The sequence below is a fragment of the Glycomyces sambucus genome, assembly GCF_900102815.1.
GTDB lineage: Bacteria > Actinomycetota > Actinomycetes > Mycobacteriales > Micromonosporaceae > Glycomyces > Glycomyces sambucus.
Genome location: NZ_FNGF01000002.1, coordinates 763527 through 782792 on the forward strand (window position 1 = coordinate 763527; position 19266 = coordinate 782792).

Here is a 19266-nt window from a genome sequence, read left to right on the forward strand (position 1 = left end):
TGCGGGGATGGCACTCGGCAAGGACTACACGGGGCAGGACTGCTCGCTCTCGCGCGGACTCGAACTGCTCGGCGAGCGCTGGACGCTCCTGGTCGTGCAGAACGCGCTCTACGGCGTCCGGCGCTTCAACGACTTCCAGGTGCGCCTCGACATCCCCAAGGCGGTCCTCTCCGACCGCCTCACGCGCCTCACCGAGGGCGGGGTCCTGGAGAAGCGGCGGTACCAGCCCTCGCCGCCGCGCTACGAGTACCTGCTCACCGCGGCCGGCGTCGAGCTGTGGCCGGTGATCTACTCCCTGAGCGTGTGGAGCCACCGCAACATCGGCGGCGAGCCGCCCCGGCTGTTCCGCCACGCCGCGTGCGGCAGCGGCCTCCTGCCCTCCAGCGACTGCCCCGAGTGCGGGCGCATCGAGCCGGGCGAGGTCGAGATGTACCCCGGCCCCGGCCCCAAGCGCGACGACCCGGTCAGCCGGGCGATGAACCGTCCCCGCCGGCTGCTGGAGCCGGTCGTGCCGGAGTAGGGGCGCCGGCGGCGGGCGCGGCCGTGAACCGCTTGGTGACGTCGGCGACGACCGGCCGGGCCACCAGCCACAGGAGCCCTGCGAACGCCCACCCCAGGAGCAGCAGCACCGCCTCGGAGGCCACCACGACCGTCGCCGTCGCGGTGACCAGGACCGCGAGGACGCCGAGCGAGGACTTCCAGGACAGGAAGAACTCCGCGGCCGCCACGCGCAGCACGTCCCGGAAGCGGAACGAGAAGAACGACGTGACCACCAGCAGGTGCCCCGACCACACGGCCAGGGCCGCCAGCAGCACCGCGCTGGCCGGGCGCAGGGCCTCGCCCCCGGCGGCCTCCCCCGCGAAGAGGAGGTTCACCGCCAGCACCGCGGCGACCGCGAGCACCGGGACCCACCAGGCGAGGGTGTCGCGCAGGTTGAGCCGGAGCCCGCGCAGCAGCGGCCGCGCGGGGCTCAGGTCCGGTGCCGCCGCCCACGCCCGCTGCGCGTACAGCGCCGCGGCGAGCGCGGGGGCGACGGGCAGGAGCGCGGCCACGAACAGCACCGCGTTCGCGGGCTCGGGGGCCAGGAGGCTCCAGAACCCGAGGGTCGGCAGGCCCGCGAGCGCGAGGAACACGCCGAGGACGAGGTACCGGTAGACCGCGGCGGTCAGCCGCGAGAGCGCCCCCGGGCCGATCTCGTCCGCGTGCGGCGCGTTCATGACTGCTCCTTGCCCACTTCCGATTCGGCGATGAGGACCCGGTCGGCGCCGACGGCGCGCTCGGGTCCGGTGATCCGCCGCGGGACCGCGGCGTGCACGTCGGTGCTCGACCGCGCGACGCGCAGTTCGACCGTACCGGGTTCGACGATCCGCTCGCCCGCGGCGCCGATGAACGACGTGAGGTCGGCGTGGAGCCGGAACCGGACCTCGGCGGACTCCCCCGGCGCGAGCGAGACGCGCCGGTAGGCGATGAGCCGCTGGTCGGGGCGGGTGACCTGCGCGACCGGGTCGTGGAGGTAGACCTGTACCACATCGTCCGCGGGGGTGTCGGTCTCGTTGGCGAGGACCACGGCGACCTCGGTGGTGCCGTCGCCGGGCCAGTCCTGCTCGAAGGCGGCCACCGGCCGCCAGGTGGGTTCGGCGTAGGAGCGGCCGTGTCCGAACGGGTAGAGCGCGGTCGGGTCGATGTTCGACACGTCGTTGGCGCGGCCGAGCGGCGGCGCGAGGTACGTCGAGGGCTGGCCGCCGGGGTCGCGCGGGATGCCCACGGGCAGGTGCCCACTCGGGTTGACCTCGCCGGTGAGGACTTCGGCGATCGCCTGCGCGCCTTGCTGTCCGGGGAAGAACGTCTGGACGATCGCCGCGCAGCGGCCGGCGACGGCGCCGAGCGCGTAGGGGCGGCCGGTGAGCAGGAGGAGGACCACGGGGGTGCCGGTGTCGAGCAGCGCCTCCAGGAGGGCCTGCTGCTCGCCGGGGAGCCGGAGGTCGGCGGCGTCGCAGCCCTCTCCTGAAGTGCCCCTGCCGAAGAGGCCGGCGCGGTCGCCGAGGGCGGCCACGACGACGTCGGCGCCGCGGGCGGCCTCGACCGCGGCCGCGAAGCCGTCCCGGCCCGGGGCCATGACGGCGCAGCCGGGGGCGGTGGCGGCCACGTCGCGGCGGGCGGCGAGTTCCCCCAGCACCGTGGGGATGTCGATGCCCAGGCCCGTCTCCGGGTGGTGCACGCCCACGTGCGCGGGGAAGGAGTAGCAGCCGAGCATCGCCATCGGGTCGTCGGCGAGCGGGCCGACGAGGGCGATCCGGGTGCCCTCGGCCAGCGGCAGCGTGCCGTCGTTGTCGACCAGGACGACCGCCTCGCGGGCGAGGCGCAGTGCGATCGCGCGCGTCTCCTCGCTGTCGAAGACCGTGTCGTAGGCGGTGCCGGGGGCGGGCCCGGGGTCGTAGTCGGCCTCGATGAGGCCGAGGTCGATCTTCTGCTCCAGCACGCGCAGCAGGGCCCGGTCGACCAGCGCCTCGTCGAGGTCGCCGGAGCGGACCGCGGCGATGAGCGGGGCGCCGAACGCGGCCACGGAGGGCAGCTCGACGTCGATGCCGGCCCACAGCGCGCGGGCGGCGGCCTCGCCGTCGGTGGCCGCGACCCGCTGCAGCGTGCGGAGGAACGCGACGGCGAAGTAGTCGGAGACCACGACGCCCTCGAAGCCGAGCGTGCCGCGCAGCAGGTCCGTCAGCAGCGCGTGGTCGCCGGCCGCGGGCATGCCGTCGACCTCGGCGTAGGAGTTCATGACGGAGCGGGCCCGGCCGTGGCGCAGCGCGGTCTCGAAGGGCGGCATGAAGATCTCGGCCATCTCGCGGGGCCCGGCGGAGACGGGGCCGTGGTTGCGCCCGGCCCGCGAGCCGGAGTACCCGGCGAAGTGCTTGAGGGTGGCGACGATCCCCTCGTCCTCCAGACCGGCCACATAGGAGGCGCCGACGGTGCCGACGAGGTACGGGTCCTCGCCGATCGACTCCTCAACGCGGCCCCAGCGGTAGTCGCGCACCACGTCGAGGACGGGCGCGAGGCCCTGGTGGACGCCGACCGCGCGCATCGAGCGGGCGATGCGCCGGGCCATCTCGTGCACGAGGTCGGGGTCGAAGCTCGCGCCCCACGAGAGCGGCACCGGGTACGCGGTGGCGCCCCACGCGGCGAGGCCGGCCAGGCACTCCTCGTGGACCTGCGCGGGGATGCCGAAGCGGTTGGCGGCCACGACGGCCCGCTGGGCCCGGGCGAGGGACGCCGCGCCCGGCTCGGGGGCGACCGGGCGGGTGCCGAAGGGGCGGGTGAGCTGCCCCAGGCCGTCCGCGATCACCTCGTCGAACGAGGGCGCGTCCTGCTCCATCTCGCTCTGGTGCGGGGCGACGTCGCCGCCGGAGGCGTCGGCGCCGACCCAGAGGCCGACGAGCTGCCCGGCCTTCTCCTCGAGCGTCATGGCGGCGATGAGCGCCGCCGCGCGCTCGGTCCTGCCGAGCCCGCGGTCGTGCCACGGCAGGAGGCCGGTCCGGGCGGACGCGGCGGTGTTGTCGATGTCGATGGTCATTATGTGGTGTTTCCCTTAGTTAGAGGCGCAGACCCGGTCCGCGTCATCCCTTGACCGAGCCCAGCATGACGCCGGACACGAAGTAGCGCTGCACGAAGGGGTAGATGCACAGGATCGGGATGACGGTGAGGATCATCGTCACCGCCTGGATGTTGGCCGAGACCGACGCCGTGGTCGTCCCCGCCGCCGCCGCGCCCTCGGACGCCGAGGTCGAGGCCCCCGCGATGAGGTTGCGCAGGAACAGCGTCACGGGGAACAGCTCGCTCTTGTCGAGGTACAGGAACGCGGCGAACCAGTCGTTCCAGAACGCGACCGAGTAGAACAGCACCATCGTGGCGATGACCGCCTTCGAGAGCGGGAGCACGATCCGCCCGAAGATGCCGTACCAGCCGAGCCCGTCGATCTGCGCGGCCTCCTCCAGCTCGGTCGGCAGGCTCTCGAAGAACGACTTCATGACCAGCAGGTTGAAGACCGAGATCGCGCCCGGGAGCACGATGGCCCACATGGTGTTCTTCATCCCGAGCCCGGAGATGAGCACGTAGTTCGGCACCAGGCCGCCGTTGAAGAACATCGTGAACACGGCGATGCCGATGAGGGCCTTGCGCCCCTTGAGGTGCTTCTTCGACAGCACGTACGCGTAGGTCGTGGTCAGGGTCATGGCGATCGCCGTGCCGACCACGGTGTACAGCACCGTGTTGCCGTAGTTGCGCCAGAACTGCTCGTTCTTGGCCACCGCGGTGTAGGTGTCGATGTTGAAGCCGACGGGCCAGAAGCTCACCTGGCCGGCCTTGATCGCCTCCGCCGCGCTGAAGGACTGGGCGAGCACGGTGATGAAGGGGTAGAGCATGAGCAGGCACAGGACGACGAGGAAGACGGCGTTGAAGGCGCCGAACACGCGGGTCCCGCGCGACTCGATCTGCCCGGGGCGCCGCCGCGGGGCCTTGGTCGTGTCGTTCGCGCTGATGTCGGTCACCACAGGCTCGTCCCCGTTATCCGCCGCGAGACCAGGTTCGCGGAAAGCACCATCACGAGGCCGATCAGGGCCTGGAACAGGCCGATCGCCGCCGCGTAGCTGAGATTGTTCGACATCAGGCCGACCCGGTAGAGGTAGGTCGAGATGACGTCGGCCGTCTCGTACGTCAGCGGGTTGTAGAGCAGGAAGACCTTCTCGAACCCGACGTTGAGGAACGACCCGATGTTGAGGACCAGGAGCGTGATCATGGTCGGCCGGATGCCCGGCAGCGTGACGTGCCAGGTCTGGCGCCACCGGCCCGCGCCGTCGATCCGCGCCGCCTCGTACAGGGACTCGTCGATCGTGGTGAGCGCCGCCAGGTAGAGGATCGTGCCCCATCCGACGGTCTGCCACGCCTCGGACCCGACGTAGATGGTGCGGAACCACTCGGGCCGCTGGATGAACGGGATGGCCTCCCCGCCGAACGCGCCGATGATCTGGTTGACCGTGCCCTCCAGCGAGAGCAGCTGCATGACCATGCCGACGACGATGACGATCGACAGGAAGTGCGGCAGGTACGAGATCGACTGCACGATCTTCTTGAAGTGCTGCTTGCGCACCTCGTTGAGCAGGAGCGCGAGGGCGATCGGCAGCGGGAAGCAGACCAGGAGGGTCAGCCCGCCGAGGATCGCGGTGTTCGCGAACACGTGCCAGAAGGTCGGGTCGTTGATGAACATCTCGATGTAGCGCAGGCCGACCCATTCGTCGCCGAAGATGCTCCCGCCGGGCCGGAACTTCCGGAACGCGATGACGTTGCCGATCATCGGCCCGTACCGGAAGATCGCGAAGAAGATCAGCGGGACCAGCGCGAGGCTGTAGAGCTGCCAGTCGCGCCGGAACGCCTCGCGCCAGGTCTGGCGCCGCTTGCGGTCGAGCCGCCGGGGCTGTCGCACCGGGGTGCCCGTGCGCGGGCGCGCGGGCCGGTCGGACCCGCGGCTCCCGCCCGCCCCGCGGGCCGACGCCCGCGGGGACTGCTCGTCTTGTGTGAGGGGCATGCGTTCTCCCTCCCGTCCGCTCCGGGGCTCGCGCCCCGGCGAGCGGATCAGGAGTTCTCCTCCTCGAAGCGCTCGCGTGCACCGTTGATGAGGTCGACGTACTGCTGGAGGCCCTGGGCCTCCAGCTCGGCCACGTAGTCGTCCCATTCGGCGATGTCGCGCTCGCCCATGATGAACTTCAGGGTGTTGGTGTCGACGGTGTCCTTGAGGGGCGTGGCGAGCAGCGAGGACTGCTCCAGCTCCATCTCGTCGAGCGGCGCGGGCGGGGAGGGCTCGCGCGGGGTGCGGGTGGAGAGCACCGAGTCGATGTAGCCGACGAAGGCCGCCGCGTTGTAGGACTCCTTGAGGGCGCGCGACTCGGAGGAGTCGGCGAACACCGAGTTCGACCAGCCGAGGTCGGCCTGGATGTCGGTGGGGGCGCCGGGGTTGATGTTGTAGGCGTCGAGGGAGTACTCGGGGTTGAGGGTGATGGTGCCGTCGGCGGCCTTGGTGTAGGTCTCGTCGAGCACGCCCCAGCGGATGAGCTCGCGGGCCTCGGGGTTGTAGTAGAGCCAGTCGAGGAACTGGAGGATCGCGAGGAAGTTCTCCGAGTCCTGGATCTCGGAGTTGAGCATGAAGCCGTTCCAGAAGTTGCGCGGCTCGACCACCTGGCCGAACGGGCCCCCGGGCGGGGCGATCTGGAGGACCTCGAAGTTGCCCTCGCCGGCGGTCGCGCTCAGGGCCTGCGCGAACTCGATCGCCGTCCCGGCCGAGCCGGACGCGGCGAACACCAGGTCGTTGGCGAACTTCTCGGCGACGCTGCCGCCGCCGCTGCCGTCGTTGGAGGCGGTGAGCGAGTCGGTGTCGACCAGTCCGTCGGCGACGAGGCCGCGGAAGAACTCGACCATCTGCTTGTAGCCCTCGGTGACGGCGGTGTACTCGAGCTTGCCCGAGCCGTCGTCGACCATGCCGTTGCCGAAGCCCCAGCCGGCGCGCGCGCCCCAGGCGTGGGAGGCGAAGTTGAGCATGGACTGGGCCTCGAACCCGTCCGCGAGGGGCTTGGAGTCGGGGTACTCGGCCTTGATCTTGACCAGGGCCTCGCGCATCTCGTCCCAGGTCTCGGGCAGGCCGCCGGCCACGGTCTCGAAGACGTCCTTGCGCACGACCAGCGTGAACACGGGGACGGAGACCTCCTGGAGGCCCGGCACCATGTAGTACTTGCCGTCGGCCTGCTTCAGGTTGTCGATCATCCCGCCGAGGTCCCACTCCTCCACGTACTTCTGGAAGTTGGGCATGCGGTCGACGTAGTCGCTCATCGGGAGCACTGCTCCCGAGGACACGAACGAGCTCTCCTCGCCGGTGTAGACCAGCGGGATCACCGTGGGCGCGTCGCCGGCGCTGAGCAGCAGGTTGCGCTTGTCGGTGGCGTCGCTGAACGGGATGGTGGTGACCTCCATCTTCACGTTCGTGCGTTTCTCGATCTCGGTGAAGAACTGCCACGTGTCGGTGATGGGGAGGTCGGGCCACTCGGTCCACAGGACCGACAGGGTGATGGGCTCGGTCGCCTTGAACTGCATGTCGGCGGCGAAGTCGTCCATCGCGCCCTTGTTCTGGGCGTCGAGGTCCACCTCGCCGCCGTCGTCGTCGCTGCACGCGGCGAGCGCGAGGGCGCTGGAGGCGGCGATCGAGATGCCGATGAGCCCGCGGCGGGTCGGTCTGAACGGCGTCCGCCCGAAAACGTCTGACATGTCTCTCCTCTTTGAGATCCCCGTATTCCGCCCAGCGGGAAGCGCCGCGTCCGTCTCCGGAGCGCGTGGCTGCCCTGCGGTGCCGAGCGAAAGTTTCGGAGTAGTTTCCGATATTTTCCAGAGCTTAGTTTCACGGGGCGGTCGTGTCAATAACTCAGGTTCGTGATCGATCCGTGACCTTGACCGATAACACGATCGTGAGTCCGGTGTGGAGGGAGGTGCGAAGCGAAAGCACTGGGACGCAAGGAGATGCAGGTACGTCGATATGCCCGGTACCGGGGTCCGGGCCGGTGCGCCGGGCAGGGCCGATACCGAATCGTCGCCGTTCGGAAGTTCCGGCGTGACGATCGGGCCGCGGCCGGCGGGCCGGATCGGGAAGGGGGAGGACGCCGAGAGGACCGCGGGCCTCGCGGCCGCGCGGTCCTCGGGTCGGACGGAACCGTGCCTGGTGGATCAGTGGCGGTTCGGGTCCGCGGCGTACTCGGGGCCCGGAAGCGGGGGCATGGGGACGCGGGTGCGGAACCCGCTCAGGGTCTTGAGCTGCGACTCGTTGAACGAGGTGTACTCGGTGGCGAGGACGGTGGCGCCGTCGAGGTCGAAGCGCACGGTCCAGACCGCGTATCCGAACTCGTAGCCGACGGCGGTCGCGAGGGTCCCGTCGGCGCGGTAGCGGCGGGTGATGCCGTACAGGAAGTTCTTGCGGTACCACTCCTCGACGACTAGGTCGCCGTCGGGCGTGACCTCGCCGCTGGGACCGTCGAGCCAGCCGTCCTTGAAGCTCTGGTACTCGTAGTTGCCGCTGTCGAGCTCCTCGCCGGTGAACCCGGTGAACTTCTCCGAGCCGTGCCAGTACACCTGGTGGTCGTCGATGCCGATCTCGTCGTCGGGCACCGAGAGCGCGACGGGGTCGTAATTCGGTTTCACGCGGCCATCCTAGCTTCCGTCCCAACCCGAGCGCTTCGTCTTCTTGCCGTGGGCGTCGGTGTCCCAGCCGCCGGAGCTGCCGTCGACGCCGTCGATCATCTGGGTGCAGTTGGCGCAGCACGGCATCGGCTGCTTGTGGTCGCTGCGGCTGTCGCTGGTGACGCGGCCGTTCTCGACCATGAAGTCCTCGAGGCGGGGTTCGCGGCCGTCGGCGCGGGCGTCCTTGAGGGCCTTGTTGGTGGCGCGGCTCTCGGAGTGCTGCCCGGGCTCGCCGTGCATGTCCTGGTTCTCTTCGAGGTCGTTCTTCCAGTTGGAGTTCGGGTTGTTCCGGTTCTGGTAGTCCTCGTACCGCCGCCTGAGGATCGGGTCGAGCCGGTCGGGATCGACGGGGTCCTTGCGGTTGTTGTGGTTGTAGTAGATGCGCCCGGACTCGCGGTCCCACACGGCGCTGACGCACGGCTGGCGCTGCTTCTTGGACCAGCCGTCCGGGTTGGTCGGGTCGCTGACGTCGTCGATCTTGTCGCGCACGGCCTGGCGCAGCCGCAGCCGGTCGGCCTCGACGTCGCCGCTGGGGTCCATGCGCGTGGGCGCCTTGGGCTGGAAGTTGGGGTCCTTCTTCGGCGGCTTCGGCGGCTTGCCGCCCCCGCCGCCGCTGCCCCCGCCGCGGTCCTTCTGCTTGGGGGTGCGCCACACCTCGGCGTCGTCGAGGGGCTTGGTGAGGATCTTCGCGGCGCCGTCCGGGGTGCTCCCGGACCCGCTCCTGCTCCTAGGCGGCATGCATCACCCGGTCGATCGCCATCCCCATCAGCTGGTCGATGATGACCCCGGTGATGGTCTTGAAGATCGGGATCTGCGCCAGCGACGCCCCGAAGGTCACCGCCGCGAACGCGATGGCCTGCGCGATCTGGAACGCCAGGATCGCCAGCTGCACGATCACCTGGATCTTGAGCGCGAGCACGATCGCGGCCATGACGGTGAGCCCGATGTTGAGCATGTTCGCCGGGTCCCCGGCGTCGGCGAGGTTCGAGGGCGCCGACTCGTGGCCCTCCCACTCGGCCTGGAACGCGTCGACGTGGGCGCCGGTGTTGTTCTCCAGGAGGGTCCGGGCCGCGGCCTGGAGGTTCTCGACCCGGCCGCCGATCTGGTCGGCCATCCCGGTCCACTCCCCCGCCAGGTTGAACAGGGACTCCTCGTCGGACTCGGGCCACTCGTAGCCGAGCATGCCCAGCAGGGTGATGAGTTCGGAGGGCAGTTGCAGGCCCATGCGCGAAGGCTCCTAGGGAGAGAAGGGAACGGGTCGGTCAGGCGGTGCCGAGGTCGCCCTGGAACTGCGCGAAGACGGCGGCGATCTCGTCGTCGGAGACCTCGTGGTCGTCCGCCATCTCGCGCAGCGCCTGCGACAGGCCGGTCAGGTCCTCGATGTTGGTGGTGAAGCACTCGGTGACCGCGTCCATGCACGCCTGGTGGCCCAGGCCGCCGGCGGTGCCGATCATGTCGCCGCCGAACGCGTCGGCGTACTGCTCGACCGCGGCCGTGAACTGGTCGAGGAGCGCCTGCACCTCGTCCCGCGCGGCGTCGAGCTGGTCCGCCGACTGGCGGATGGTCTCGGGGGTGACGTCGAAGCCGCCCATGTCACCGTCCTCCGTAGAGTCTGCCCATGAGGTCGCCGATCGCGGCGTTCATGTCCTGGAACTGCCGCACGGACGCGTCCTGCATCCGGGCGGCCTGCTCGTTCATCGCCGCCATGTCGGGCGCGGGCCCGGTGGCGGCGGTCTGCGCGGCGCGCTGGTCGAGCGCGTCGTTGACGGCGACGGTGAGCTGGTGCACCAGGGCGTCCGGGCCGTCCTTGAGGGCGCTGAGCGTCATCTTGATGCGCTCGAAGCGGCCGTCGGTGCCGAGCGTGACCTTGATGCGGCCGTCTGACGCCTCCGTCAGGATCGGTTCCGCTTGGGCCCCGGGCATCTCGGCGCGCTGCGACAGGCTCTCGCGCACCTGCGAGAGCTGCTCCGCAATCCGGTCTTCCCCGAACATTCCGACCTCCCGACCCGCCACCATACCGGAGCGGGATTCATGTCATGGCGCGCCACCGGAGGCGGCGTCACCGGTTCCCGTTGAGCTTGGCCAGCACCTGCGTGATCGAATCGCTCATGGCCCCGAACCGCGGCACCGCGGCGTCCTGGACCTCCGCGAGCGAGGCGTCGACGGCGGCGAGGTCGGGGACGCGCTCCTCGGTGCCGACCATGGCGGCGCGCTGGTCGAGGGCGGCGTTGAGCGCGAGCCGCACGTGCTCGGCGATGAAGTCCGAGCCCTCGCGGAACCCCCTGGGGCTCACCTCGATGTACTCCACGCGCCCGTCCGCCCCGAGGGTCACGCGCACGTGCCCGTCGCCGGACTCCGCGGTCACGGGCACCGCCTCGTGCTCGGCGGGCGCGGCGGTCGCCTGCGCCAGCTCGGCCCGGTGCCCGGCCAGCCGTGCGGCGTAGTCGTTCGCTTCCGACATCGGTCCTCCCCTGGGGCTGCGAGTAGCGACGATCGTATGACGACCCGCCGAACCGGCCGCACGCCGGAGGGCCCGGGGCGTTCCAGGACACGCCGGGGCGGCCCGGGGGAAAGCGGTCGCACGAGGGGAGGGGCCGGCGCTTAACCGCATAAGCGAGGAACACAGTACACGAAATATCCAGATTCGTCAATATCGAAGGTCTCTTTGCAATCAAGCTGCGACCACGCCGACGCGGCGTTCCGCTGCGGCGGCGGGGGCTCTGGCGAACTAAAGAGTTTCGATGGTTCTCAATATTTGAGAAAATGGCTTGATTTTCGGGCCAACGTCCCGGGATTTCGCGCTCCTCTCTTGACACGCATAGACGCTCATGATTCAGTGCCATCACTGACCCGGTTAAGTTGCGCGCGCACCCGCACCGACGACCGCGTCGCCGCAGCAGCGTCAGAGCCGGGTCCCGCCAATCCCTCGATCTACAGCGGAGCAGAAGATGATCAGAAGGCGTACGATCTTCACCCTCGCCGCGGGCACCGCCTTCGCGGCCGCGGCGTGCACCGACGAGAGCACCGGCGACGAGGACCCCGCGGACCTCTCGATGGACGAGTTCCCGCGCAACCAGACCCTCTACTCCACCGGCACCGCGTGGGGCCCGCCCGCGGACTGGAACACCATCACCCCCGGCGAGGTCACCGGCCTCAACGGCCTGGGCTACGAGACCCTGTTCCTCTTCGACCCCAACACCACCGAGCTCACGCCCTGGCTCGCCGAGTCCGGCGAGTGGACCGAGGAGCTGGTGTACACCCTCAAGCTCCGGCCCGGCATCAAGTGGTCCGACGGCGAGGCGCTCACCGCCGAGGACGTCAAGTACACCGCCGAGCTGGGCCAGATCGAGGCGGTGCCCTACGCCAACATCTGGGACTGGCTCGCCTCCGTCGAGGCCGTCGACGACGTCACCGTGGTCTTCACCTTCACCGAAGCGCGCCACCAGGAGTGGAACAACTTCCTGTGGGCCGAGCAGATCGTGCCCGAGCACGTGTTCTCCGCGCTGTCGGAGGAGGAGCTGCTGACCGGCGCGAACGAGAACCCGGTCGTCTCCGGCCCGTACACCGTCCACAGCTTCGACCAGGACCGGCTCGCGTGGGCCCGCCGCGACGACTGGTGGGCCACCGAGGCGCTGGGCCTGGAGGTCGCGCCCAAGTTCATCGTCGACATCGTCAACACCTCCAACGAGGTCACCCTCAACCTCATGGCGCAGGGCGAGCTGGACATCTCCAACAACTTCCTGCCCGGCATCCAGGACCTCATCGCCTCCAACCCCGACCTGAGCACGTACTACCCCGAGGCGCCGTACATGCTCTCGGCGAACACCGCGATGCTCATCCCCAACACCACGGTCGAGCCGCTGAACGACCCCGAGTTCCGCCGGGCCATGGCGTTCGCGATCGACACCGGGAAGATCGTCGACTCCGTCTACTCCGGACTCGTGGCCGCCGCCAACCCCACCGGGCTGCTGCCGATCTGGGACAAGTACCTCGACCAGACCGTCATCTCCGAGGTCGGGTTCTCGTTCGACACCGGCGAGGCCGCCTCGATCCTGGCCGCGGCCGGATACCAGGACGCCGACGGCGACGGGTTCGTGGAGACCCTGAACGGCGACCCGATCGAGTTCAAGCTCAACGTGCCCACCGGCTGGACCGACTGGGAGGAGGCCGCCCGCTCCATGGCCGGCGACCTGCGCAACGCGGGCATCAACGTGGTCGAGGAGTTCATGGACGCCGGCGCCGTCGACGACGCCCGCACCACCGGGGACTTCCAGCTCATGCTCAACAACTGGAGCGGGACCAGCCACACGCCGTGGACCCACTACCGGTACCTGTTCCAGCTCCCCGTCCTCGACAGCCAGTCCACGGCGAACTTCTCGCGCTGGACGAACGAGGCGGCGTGGGCCCTCACCGAGGAGCTGGCCGCGACCGCCGCGGAGGACCCGCGGTACCAGGAGATCCTCTCCGAGCTCCAGCGCCACGCGCTGGTCGACATGCCGGCCATCCCGGTCTGGTACAACGGCGCCTGGTCCCAGGTGAACAACAGCGTCTGGACCAACTGGCCCTCCGAGGAGGGCGAGGGCCCGAAGGTGTTCCCCTCCATGTGGAACAGCCTGTGGAACATGGGCGCGATCTACATGCTCACCGAACTCAAGCTCGCCGAGTAGTCCCCGCCGGGCGGGGCCGCGCGGCCCCGCCCGGCCCTGTCGCTAGGAGTTCCCTTGGGCCGCTACTTCAGGCGCAAACTGCTCATCTACGGACTGACGTTCGTCATCGCCGTGTCCATCAACTTCGCCGTCCCCCGGCTCATGCCCGGCGACCCGGTCGCGCGGATGCTCACCCGCAACTCCGTCGCCAACCTCGAGTCCTCCGAGGCCATGCGCGGGTACTTCAACGAGCTGTTCGGCCTCGACGTGCCGCTGTGGCAGCAGTACCTCAACTACTGGGCCGCGCTGTTCCGCGGCGACCTCGGCGTCAGCGTCTTCGCCTTCCCCTCCCCGGTGGCGACCGTCGTCGCCGACGCCCTGCCGTACACGCTCGCGCTGCTGCTGCCCTCGATCCTGCTGAGCTGGTTCGTGGGGAACGCGCTGGGCGCCATGGCCGCCCGCAACAAGCTCCTCGACAACGGGGCGCTGCCGATCGGGTACGTGCTCACCGCGGTGCCGTACATGTGGCTGGCGATCCTGCTCGCGTGGGTCGGCGGCATCATCCTGGGCTGGTTCCCCGTGGCCGGCGGCTACAGCTTCGCGCTCACCCCGGCGTTCACGTGGACGTTCATCGTCGACCTGGTGCACCACTGGTTCCTGCCGTTCCTCTCGCTCTTCGTGGTCGCCCTGGGCGGCTGGGCGATCGGCATGCGCAACCTGGTCATCTACGAGCTGGAGTCGGACTACTCGAACTACCTCCAGGCGCTCGGCGCCCCGAACCGGCTGGTGCGCCGGTACGCGTTCCGCAACGCCGTCCTGCCCCAGATCACCGGCCTGGCCCTGCAACTGGGCGTCGTGGTCGGCGGCGCGCTGGTCACCGAGGTCGTGTTCGCGTACCCGGGCCTGGGGAGCCTCCTGCTCAACGCCATCAGCAGCCAGGACTTCTTCCTGCTCCAGGGCATCCTGCTGTTCATCGTGATCGGCGTGCTCGTCTTCAACTTCCTGGCCGACGTCGTGTACGTCCTGGTCGACCCCCGCACCCGCCTCGGACTCGAAGGAGGCCAGTCATGAGCGCCGAAGTCGTCCTCCAGACCGAACCGGTCGGGCGCCGCAACGAGCACCTGTACTTCGCGCTGCGCAACCCGAAGGTCGCGATCGGCCTCTCGCTCGTGCTCGCGCTGCTCCTGCTCGGGCTCATCGGGCCGCTCTTCCTGTCCGACTCCCCCAACGAGTACGTCGGCCCCAAGTCCGAGGCGCCGTCGGGCGAGTACTGGTTCGGCACCACGTACTTCGGGCAGGACGTGTTCACGCAGTTCGTGCACGGGCTCCGGTCCTCGTACCTGGTCGGCACGCTCGGCGGCGGCATCTCGTTCGTCATCGGACTGGCCGTGGGTTTCACCGCCGGCTACCGCGGCGGCCTGGTCGACGAGGTCCTCAACATGATCACCAACGTGGTCCTGGTGCTGCCCGCGCTCGCCGTGCTCATCGTCATCAGCTCCTACCTGGAGGTGCGCGGGGTCGTCACGCAGGCGGTCATCATCGGGATCTTCTCGTGGCCGTGGGTGGCGAGGGCCGTCCGCGCCCAGACGTTCACGCTCGCGAACCGCGACTACGTGGACCTGGCGCGGCTGACGGGCAAGCGCTCTGGGCAGATCATCGTCCGGGAGATCATGCCGAACATGGCGTCCTACCTGCTCATGTCGATGATCCTGCTGTTCGGCGGCGCGATCCTGTTCGCCGCGATGCTCGACTTCATCGGCCTCGGGCCCGCCAACGCCGTCTCGCTCGGCACCATGATGCAGCAGTCGATGGCGTGGAGCTCGCTCCACCTCGGCCTGTGGTGGTGGTTCGTCCCGCCCGGCCTGGCGATCACGCTCATCGTCGGGGCCCTGTACATCACCAACGTCGGCCTCGACGAGGTCTTCAACCCCAAGCTCAGGGAGATGTAGCCATGACCCTGGAAGTGGCGGACCTCAAGGTCCACTACCGCACCCTCAAAGGCGACGTGCGCGCCCTCGACGGGGTCTCGTTCTCCCTCGCGGACGGCGAGATCGTCGGCCTCGCGGGCGAGTCCGGCTGCGGCAAGACCACCCTCGGCAAGAGCCTCATCCGCCTCGACGGCCGGATGCGGCACGTCGGCGGCACGGCCGTGCTCGACGGCGACGAGCTGCCCATCGGCGACGACCGCGCGATGAACGCCCGCCGCTGGAAGGAGGTCTCGATCATCCCGCAGTACTCCATGAGCGCGCTCAACCCGACCCGCAAGATCGGGAAGATGACGAGCGAGCTGCTGCGGGCCCGCGGGAAGTCGTACCGCGTGTTCAAGGACGAGCTGGTGTCGCGCCTGGAGCTGGTGGGGCTCGGCGAGAAGGTCCTCGACAACTACCCGATCGAGCTGTCGGGCGGCATGAAGCAGCGGGTCGTCATGGTGCTGTCGACCCTGCTCGACCCGAGCCTGCTCATCGCCGACGAGGTCACCTCCGCGCTCGACGTCACCAACCAGAAGGCCGTCGCCGAGACGCTGGTCCGCTTCCGCGACATGGGGTTCGTCAAGTCGATGATCGTGGTCACCCACGACCTGTCCCTGGTGTACCAGATCGCCGACACCATCATGGTCATGTACGCCGGCCGGATCGTCGAGAAGGCCCCGGCCGAGACGATCATCAAGTCCCCCAAGCACCCCTACACGAAGGCGCTCATCGGGGCCCTGCCCGAGGTGGGCCTGGAGTACGGCGACGAGCGGCTCCAGAGCATCCCCGGCAAGCCCCCGCACCTGCTGCACCCGCCGACCGGGTGCCGCTTCCGCGACCGGTGCCCGCTCGCCTCCGAGGAGTGCGAGGCCGAGCCGCCGGTGGTCCAGGTCGAGGCGGGCCACGAGGTCGCGTGCTGGAAGGCGAACTGACATGCTCGAACTCAAGCACGTGTGGAAGTCGTACCGGGTCGGCGCGCTCGGCTCCAAGCGCCTGACGGCCGTCCGCGACGTCAGCATCGACATCGCCCCCGGCGAGGTCCTGTCGGTCGTCGGCGAGTCCGGCAGCGGCAAGACCACGATCGGGAAGATGGTCCTCCAGCTGACCTCGGTCACCAAGGGGCAGATCCTCTTGGACGGCGAGGACGTCACCGCCCGCGGGCACGCGGCCCGCAAGGCGTACTACCGGCGGGTGCAGGGCGTGTTCCAGGACCCGTTCAGCAGCTACAACCCGATCTTCAAGGCCGACAGGATCTTCGAGACCGTCCGGGAGTCGTATTTCGCCGACGTCAAGCGCGCCGAGTGGACCGCGCGGGTCGAGGACGTGCTCCAGGGCGTGCGGCTCGACCCCGGCTCGGTCCTCGGCAAGTACCCGCACCAGCTCAGCGGCGGGCAGCTCCAGCGGATGCTCATCGCCCGCGCGCTGCTGCTGGACATCAAGGTGCTCGTGGCCGACGAGATCATCAGCATGCTCGACGCCTCCACCCGCATTGACGTGCTCAACCTCCTCGGCGAGCTGAAGGAGCGCGGCCTGGGCGTCCTGTTCATCACCCACGACCTCTCGCTGGCGAACTACATCAGCGAGCGGGTGGTCATCATGCGCCACGGCGCGGTGGTCGAGTCGGGGACGACCGGGAAGGTCTTCACCGACCCGCGGCACCCGTACTCGCGCAACCTCCTCGCCTCCGTGCCGCAGCTCCACCGCAAGTGGTCCGACAGCGAGGCCGTGCCCGAGAAGCTGGAGGCGGACGGCGACCGCGACCTCGACCCCGCGCCGCTGACCGAGGTCGACGAGGGCCACTGGGTAGCCGCGCACCCGTGAACGGGGGACGGTCTGGGGAGTAGTGCGGTCCTTGGATCTCAGGACCGCACTACTCCCCAGACTGCGTTACCCCCAGACCGCACTACTCCCCAGACTGCGTTACTCCCAGGACTGCGGCGGAAGCTGGGTCCAGGCGTGGCAGGCGGCCACGAGTTCGGCGATCTCGCCCGGGTGCGTGAGGTGCTTGCCCGTGGCGAGTTCGATGCGGCGCAGGCGGTGCCGGACGGTGTTCGGGTGGCAGGTCAGCAGCTCGCCGGTGGCCTGCGCCGAGCCGCCCGACTCGATCCACGCGGTGAACGTCTCCAGCAGCAGGTCCCGGCGCTCGGCCGGCAGGCGCAGCAGGCCGCCCAGGATGGTCCGCGAGGTCTCCTGCGCCGCATCGGGAGCGGAGGCCACGAGCACGTTCATCGGGTTGTCCTTGAACTGCTCGACCGCCGCGGCGCCCGAGTGGCGGCGCAGCACGAGCTGCGCCAGGCCGAGCGCCCACGCCGCGCGCCGCAGCGGCGCGAAGACCGGGCTGACGCCGACCGGGCCGGAGGCGTGGCGGCCCAGGACCTCCAGGACCGGGCCCATGCGCGTCGCCTTCTCCAGTGAGAGCACCCCGACCAGCGCGTCCTGGGTCAGGTGCCAGACCGAGCCCACGTCGATGGCCGCCAGGTTCGAGTCGACCCGCGGGATCGGGTCCTTCCCGAGGCCGGTCGCCGCCGCGACCACCACGAAGACCCCCTCCACCGGGAGCCGCAGCTTGTCGGCGACCTCGACCACGGTGGCGAGGCCGACGTCGGTGGAGAGCAGCACGTTCACCAGCGCCGCGCGCTCGCGCTCGCGGGTGAGCAGGAGGTGCTGGGCCTCCTCGCGGTAGGCGTGGATGAGCGTGTCGCCCACCAGGTTGTGCAGGTGGAACCAGTTGTGGGACAGGTCGACGATGTCGTCGGCGGGGATCGCCGGGGCCGCGCGCGCGGCGCGGATGATCGCGCCCCACGTCTCGTCGTAGCCCATCCGGAACGAGGTGAGCAGGTCCGCGAGCGGGAGGCCCTGCTGCGCCCGCACCCGGCCGGTCTTGACCGCCGCCGCGAGGTCGAACTTCTGCCCCGAGAGGCGGTCGAACGCGTCCTCGACGTTGGACACCACGGACTGGAGCACCGCCTCGCGGGTCGCGATCGCGCCCGAGGCGTAGATCGGGATCTCCGCGAAGATGCGCCCGGTGATGCGGTCGGCGAGCGCGGGGACGCCCCCGCCGATCCGCCGGATGACCTCTTCCGCGGTCCTGCTGGTCGACTCGATGATCTCCGCTGTCACGTCCGCCGCCTTCGCCGTCTCGATGGGAACCGTGTCGGACGAACTGTGCCCCGGAACAACCGGACGGCCGAAACGCTGTCCCGTGAGCCAACGACCGCATCCGCGCTCAAGCGTCAATCTATATGGCGTCAGGCAAGGGCGCCGGACAGTATGGGGCGGTTGCAAATCGGGGTGAAAGGCGCGAACCGGCGAAGGTGCCGCGTCCGGCGCCGGACTTCGATCGCCGAATTCACCTCTCCCAGTGAAAGGCAGGACGCAGTGAAGACGATGATCGTCGGGCTCGCGACGGCGGCGGCCCAGGGACAGATCGCCGCCTGCGCCGACTACATGGGGGTCGCGCGCTCGGTCGCGACGGCCGCCGACGTGCCCGAGCTGCTGGAGCTCCACCGCCGCGCCCCCACCGACCTCGTGGTGGTCGACCTCGCGTTCATCGGGGCGGACCCGGTGATGTTCACCAGCACCGTGCGGGCGCAGAGCCCGTACACCGAGGTGGTGCTCACGGGCCCGATCTCGCCGTTCACGGCGTCCCGGGCCATCGCGTCGGGCACGAACGCGCTGGTGTGCGGCCTGGGGACGGAGACCGACCAGCTCACCGCCTCGGTGGCGCGGTCGATCATCCTGACGTTCCCCGGGGCGGTCCGCGCCGCCGCGGCGATCCCTGTCCAGGCGATGCGCCCGCGCCCGAACCGCTTGACGCCCAGGGAGGTCCAGGTGCTGCGGGCGATGAGCGACGGGAAGTCGAACGCGCAGATCGCGACCGAGCTGTTCCTGTCGATCGACACCGTGAAGTGCCATGCGAAGCGGCTCTTCCGCAAGCTCGGGGTGCACGACCGGGCGCACGCCGTGGCCGAGGCGTTCCGTTCGCGCCTCATCTGCTGAGCTGGTTGAATGGCCCGATGGCGAAACGGAAGCGGCCCGCACCTCCCCCGCGGTTCCTCGTGCTCGCGCGCACCGGGTCCGGGAGCTGGCCGCACCCGGTCGAGGTGGGGCTGCACGCGGCGGGCGCGCACTCGGTGGTGTCGTTCTCGGTCGGTCCGCACGCGGTGAACGCGGGCGGGCGGGTGCCGCTGGCGAACGTGGTCGACGCGGACGGGTTGAATCCGCTGTTCGCGGTGGAGTTCGACGCGGCGGACCTCCACTGGGCGGTGCCGCTGCTGGTGCGGCTCCGGTCCGGGGAGGACGTCGAGGACGAGATCGTGGCGGCCTACCGGGAGCGCACCGGCGGGCCGCCCGAGCGGATGTCCTAGGGCGCGCTGTTCTTGGAC

General features: G+C 70.0%; 20 protein-coding genes. 8 read left to right on the forward strand and 12 right to left on the reverse strand.

Annotated features, from left to right (window positions below; translation table 11 throughout):
- The first annotated feature begins 7 nt into the window (after nucleotides 1–7).
- Complete coding sequence (locus tag BLS99_RS08685; protein WP_091046961.1) at nucleotides 8–520, forward strand: winged helix-turn-helix transcriptional regulator; 513 nt, start codon at nucleotides 8–10, stop codon at nucleotides 518–520.
- On the opposite strand, the gene BLS99_RS08690 is transcribed toward BLS99_RS08685, so the two are convergent.
- The 11 genes from BLS99_RS08690 to BLS99_RS08740 form a co-directional block, all read right to left on the reverse strand.
- Nucleotides 465–1217, reverse strand: a complete 753-nt coding sequence (locus tag BLS99_RS08690; protein WP_091046964.1) for a hypothetical protein — start codon at nucleotides 1215–1217, stop codon at nucleotides 465–467. The genes BLS99_RS08685 and BLS99_RS08690 overlap by 56 nt on opposite strands.
- Nucleotides 1214–3568 carry a beta-glucosidase gene (locus BLS99_RS08695; protein WP_091046968.1) on the reverse strand — a complete coding sequence of 785 codons (2355 nt, stop codon included), beginning with the start codon at nucleotides 3566–3568 and terminating at the stop codon, nucleotides 1214–1216. The genes BLS99_RS08690 and BLS99_RS08695 overlap by 4 nt, the downstream gene beginning before the upstream one ends.
- A 43-nt stretch (nucleotides 3569–3611) precedes the next feature.
- Nucleotides 3612–4532, reverse strand: coding sequence for an ABC transporter permease subunit (locus BLS99_RS08700; RefSeq protein WP_091047848.1), 921 nt, complete (start codon nucleotides 4530–4532; stop codon nucleotides 3612–3614).
- A gap of 5 nt (nucleotides 4533–4537) precedes the next feature.
- Nucleotides 4538–5575, reverse strand: a complete 1038-nt coding sequence (locus BLS99_RS08705) for an ABC transporter permease (protein WP_091046971.1) — start codon at nucleotides 5573–5575, stop codon at nucleotides 4538–4540.
- 47 nt (nucleotides 5576–5622) lie between these two features.
- On the reverse strand, nucleotides 5623–7302 hold the full coding sequence (locus BLS99_RS08710) for an ABC transporter substrate-binding protein (protein WP_091046975.1): 1680 nt from the start codon (nucleotides 7300–7302) through the stop codon (nucleotides 5623–5625).
- A gap of 453 nt (nucleotides 7303–7755) precedes the next feature.
- Nucleotides 7756–8226, reverse strand: coding sequence for a toxin-antitoxin system YwqK family antitoxin (locus BLS99_RS08715; protein ID WP_091046977.1), 471 nt, complete (start codon nucleotides 8224–8226; stop codon nucleotides 7756–7758).
- A gap of 9 nt (nucleotides 8227–8235) precedes the next feature.
- Complete coding sequence (locus tag BLS99_RS08720; protein WP_091046981.1) at nucleotides 8236–9003, reverse strand: YwqJ-related putative deaminase; 768 nt, start codon at nucleotides 9001–9003, stop codon at nucleotides 8236–8238.
- Nucleotides 8993–9490, reverse strand: a complete 498-nt coding sequence (locus BLS99_RS08725; RefSeq protein WP_091046984.1) for a WXG100-like domain-containing protein — start codon at nucleotides 9488–9490, stop codon at nucleotides 8993–8995. Before BLS99_RS08725 ends, BLS99_RS08720 begins: the two co-directional genes overlap by 11 nt.
- A gap of 37 nt (nucleotides 9491–9527) precedes the next feature.
- Nucleotides 9528–9857, reverse strand: coding sequence for a WXG100 family type VII secretion target (locus BLS99_RS08730; RefSeq protein WP_091046987.1), 330 nt, complete (start codon nucleotides 9855–9857; stop codon nucleotides 9528–9530).
- Between the two features lies 1 nt (nucleotide 9858).
- Nucleotides 9859–10257, reverse strand: coding sequence for a YbaB/EbfC family nucleoid-associated protein (locus BLS99_RS08735; RefSeq protein ID WP_091046991.1), 399 nt, complete (start codon nucleotides 10255–10257; stop codon nucleotides 9859–9861).
- A gap of 67 nt (nucleotides 10258–10324) precedes the next feature.
- Nucleotides 10325–10726 carry a YbaB/EbfC family nucleoid-associated protein gene (locus tag BLS99_RS08740; protein WP_176953260.1) on the reverse strand — a complete coding sequence of 134 codons (402 nt, stop codon included), beginning with the start codon at nucleotides 10724–10726 and terminating at the stop codon, nucleotides 10325–10327.
- Nucleotides 10727–11213: 487 nt separating this feature from the next.
- On the opposite strand from BLS99_RS08740, the gene BLS99_RS08745 reads away from it, so the two are divergent.
- From BLS99_RS08745 to BLS99_RS08765, 5 genes are read left to right on the forward strand one after another with little or no spacing between them, the layout of a single operon-like run.
- Nucleotides 11214–12932 carry an ABC transporter substrate-binding protein gene (locus tag BLS99_RS08745; protein ID WP_091046998.1) on the forward strand — a complete coding sequence of 573 codons (1719 nt, stop codon included), beginning with the start codon at nucleotides 11214–11216 and terminating at the stop codon, nucleotides 12930–12932.
- 54 nt (nucleotides 12933–12986) lie between these two features.
- Nucleotides 12987–13982 carry an ABC transporter permease gene (locus tag BLS99_RS08750; RefSeq protein WP_091047001.1) on the forward strand — a complete coding sequence of 332 codons (996 nt, stop codon included), beginning with the start codon at nucleotides 12987–12989 and terminating at the stop codon, nucleotides 13980–13982.
- Nucleotides 13979–14860, forward strand: coding sequence for an ABC transporter permease (locus BLS99_RS08755; protein ID WP_091047004.1), 882 nt, complete (start codon nucleotides 13979–13981; stop codon nucleotides 14858–14860). The genes BLS99_RS08750 and BLS99_RS08755 overlap by 4 nt, the downstream gene beginning before the upstream one ends.
- A 2-nt stretch (nucleotides 14861–14862) precedes the next feature.
- Nucleotides 14863–15813, forward strand: a complete 951-nt coding sequence (locus BLS99_RS08760) for an ABC transporter ATP-binding protein (RefSeq protein ID WP_091047007.1) — start codon at nucleotides 14863–14865, stop codon at nucleotides 15811–15813.
- A 1-nt stretch (nucleotide 15814) separates the two neighbouring features.
- Nucleotides 15815–16702, forward strand: coding sequence for an ABC transporter ATP-binding protein (locus tag BLS99_RS08765; RefSeq protein WP_091047010.1), 888 nt, complete (start codon nucleotides 15815–15817; stop codon nucleotides 16700–16702).
- A gap of 99 nt (nucleotides 16703–16801) precedes the next feature.
- Here BLS99_RS08765 and BLS99_RS26135 read toward each other — a convergent pair whose 3' ends face one another.
- Nucleotides 16802–18001 carry a PucR family transcriptional regulator gene (locus tag BLS99_RS26135; protein ID WP_176953261.1) on the reverse strand — a complete coding sequence of 400 codons (1200 nt, stop codon included), beginning with the start codon at nucleotides 17999–18001 and terminating at the stop codon, nucleotides 16802–16804.
- Between the two features lie 258 nt (nucleotides 18002–18259).
- Here BLS99_RS26135 and BLS99_RS26885 point away from each other — a divergent pair, with 258 nt between their 5' ends.
- Both BLS99_RS26885 and BLS99_RS08780 read left to right on the forward strand, forming a co-directional pair.
- On the forward strand, nucleotides 18260–18880 hold the full coding sequence (locus BLS99_RS26885) for a LuxR C-terminal-related transcriptional regulator (protein WP_342761260.1): 621 nt from the start codon (nucleotides 18260–18262) through the stop codon (nucleotides 18878–18880).
- A 17-nt stretch (nucleotides 18881–18897) separates the two neighbouring features.
- The gene (locus BLS99_RS08780; protein WP_143034719.1) at nucleotides 18898–19248 is read left to right on the forward strand and encodes a hypothetical protein; all 351 of its coding nucleotides are present in this window, start codon (nucleotides 18898–18900) and stop codon (nucleotides 19246–19248) included.
- Nucleotides 19249–19266: the final 18 nt, after the last annotated feature.

What these genes read in the sequence shown, in the direction of transcription:
- BLS99_RS08765 (WP_091047010.1), top strand. Translation starts at nt 15,815, where the DNA reads ATGCTCGAACTCAAGCACGTGTGGAAGTCGTACCGGGTCGGCGCGCTC.
- BLS99_RS08710 (WP_091046975.1), bottom strand. Translation starts at nt 7,302, where the DNA reads ATGTCAGACGTTTTCGGGCGGACGCCGTTCAGACCGACCCGCCGCGGG.
- BLS99_RS08760 (WP_091047007.1), top strand. Translation starts at nt 14,863, where the DNA reads ATGACCCTGGAAGTGGCGGACCTCAAGGTCCACTACCGCACCCTCAAA.
- BLS99_RS08780 (WP_143034719.1), top strand. Translation starts at nt 18,898, where the DNA reads ATGGCGAAACGGAAGCGGCCCGCACCTCCCCCGCGGTTCCTCGTGCTC.
- BLS99_RS08725 (WP_091046984.1), bottom strand. Translation starts at nt 9,490, where the DNA reads ATGGGCCTGCAACTGCCCTCCGAACTCATCACCCTGCTGGGCATGCTC.
- BLS99_RS08685 (WP_091046961.1), top strand. Translation starts at nt 8, where the DNA reads ATGGCACTCGGCAAGGACTACACGGGGCAGGACTGCTCGCTCTCGCGC.
- BLS99_RS08735 (WP_091046991.1), bottom strand. Translation starts at nt 10,257, where the DNA reads ATGTTCGGGGAAGACCGGATTGCGGAGCAGCTCTCGCAGGTGCGCGAG.
- BLS99_RS08695 (WP_091046968.1), bottom strand. Translation starts at nt 3,568, where the DNA reads ATGACCATCGACATCGACAACACCGCCGCGTCCGCCCGGACCGGCCTC.
- BLS99_RS08740 (WP_176953260.1), bottom strand. Translation starts at nt 10,726, where the DNA reads ATGTCGGAAGCGAACGACTACGCCGCACGGCTGGCCGGGCACCGGGCC.
- BLS99_RS08755 (WP_091047004.1), top strand. Translation starts at nt 13,979, where the DNA reads ATGAGCGCCGAAGTCGTCCTCCAGACCGAACCGGTCGGGCGCCGCAAC.
- BLS99_RS08720 (WP_091046981.1), bottom strand. Translation starts at nt 9,003, where the DNA reads ATGCCGCCTAGGAGCAGGAGCGGGTCCGGGAGCACCCCGGACGGCGCC.
- BLS99_RS08705 (WP_091046971.1), bottom strand. Translation starts at nt 5,575, where the DNA reads ATGCCCCTCACACAAGACGAGCAGTCCCCGCGGGCGTCGGCCCGCGGG.
- BLS99_RS08745 (WP_091046998.1), top strand. Translation starts at nt 11,214, where the DNA reads ATGATCAGAAGGCGTACGATCTTCACCCTCGCCGCGGGCACCGCCTTC.
- BLS99_RS08690 (WP_091046964.1), bottom strand. Translation starts at nt 1,217, where the DNA reads ATGAACGCGCCGCACGCGGACGAGATCGGCCCGGGGGCGCTCTCGCGG.
- BLS99_RS08730 (WP_091046987.1), bottom strand. Translation starts at nt 9,857, where the DNA reads ATGGGCGGCTTCGACGTCACCCCCGAGACCATCCGCCAGTCGGCGGAC.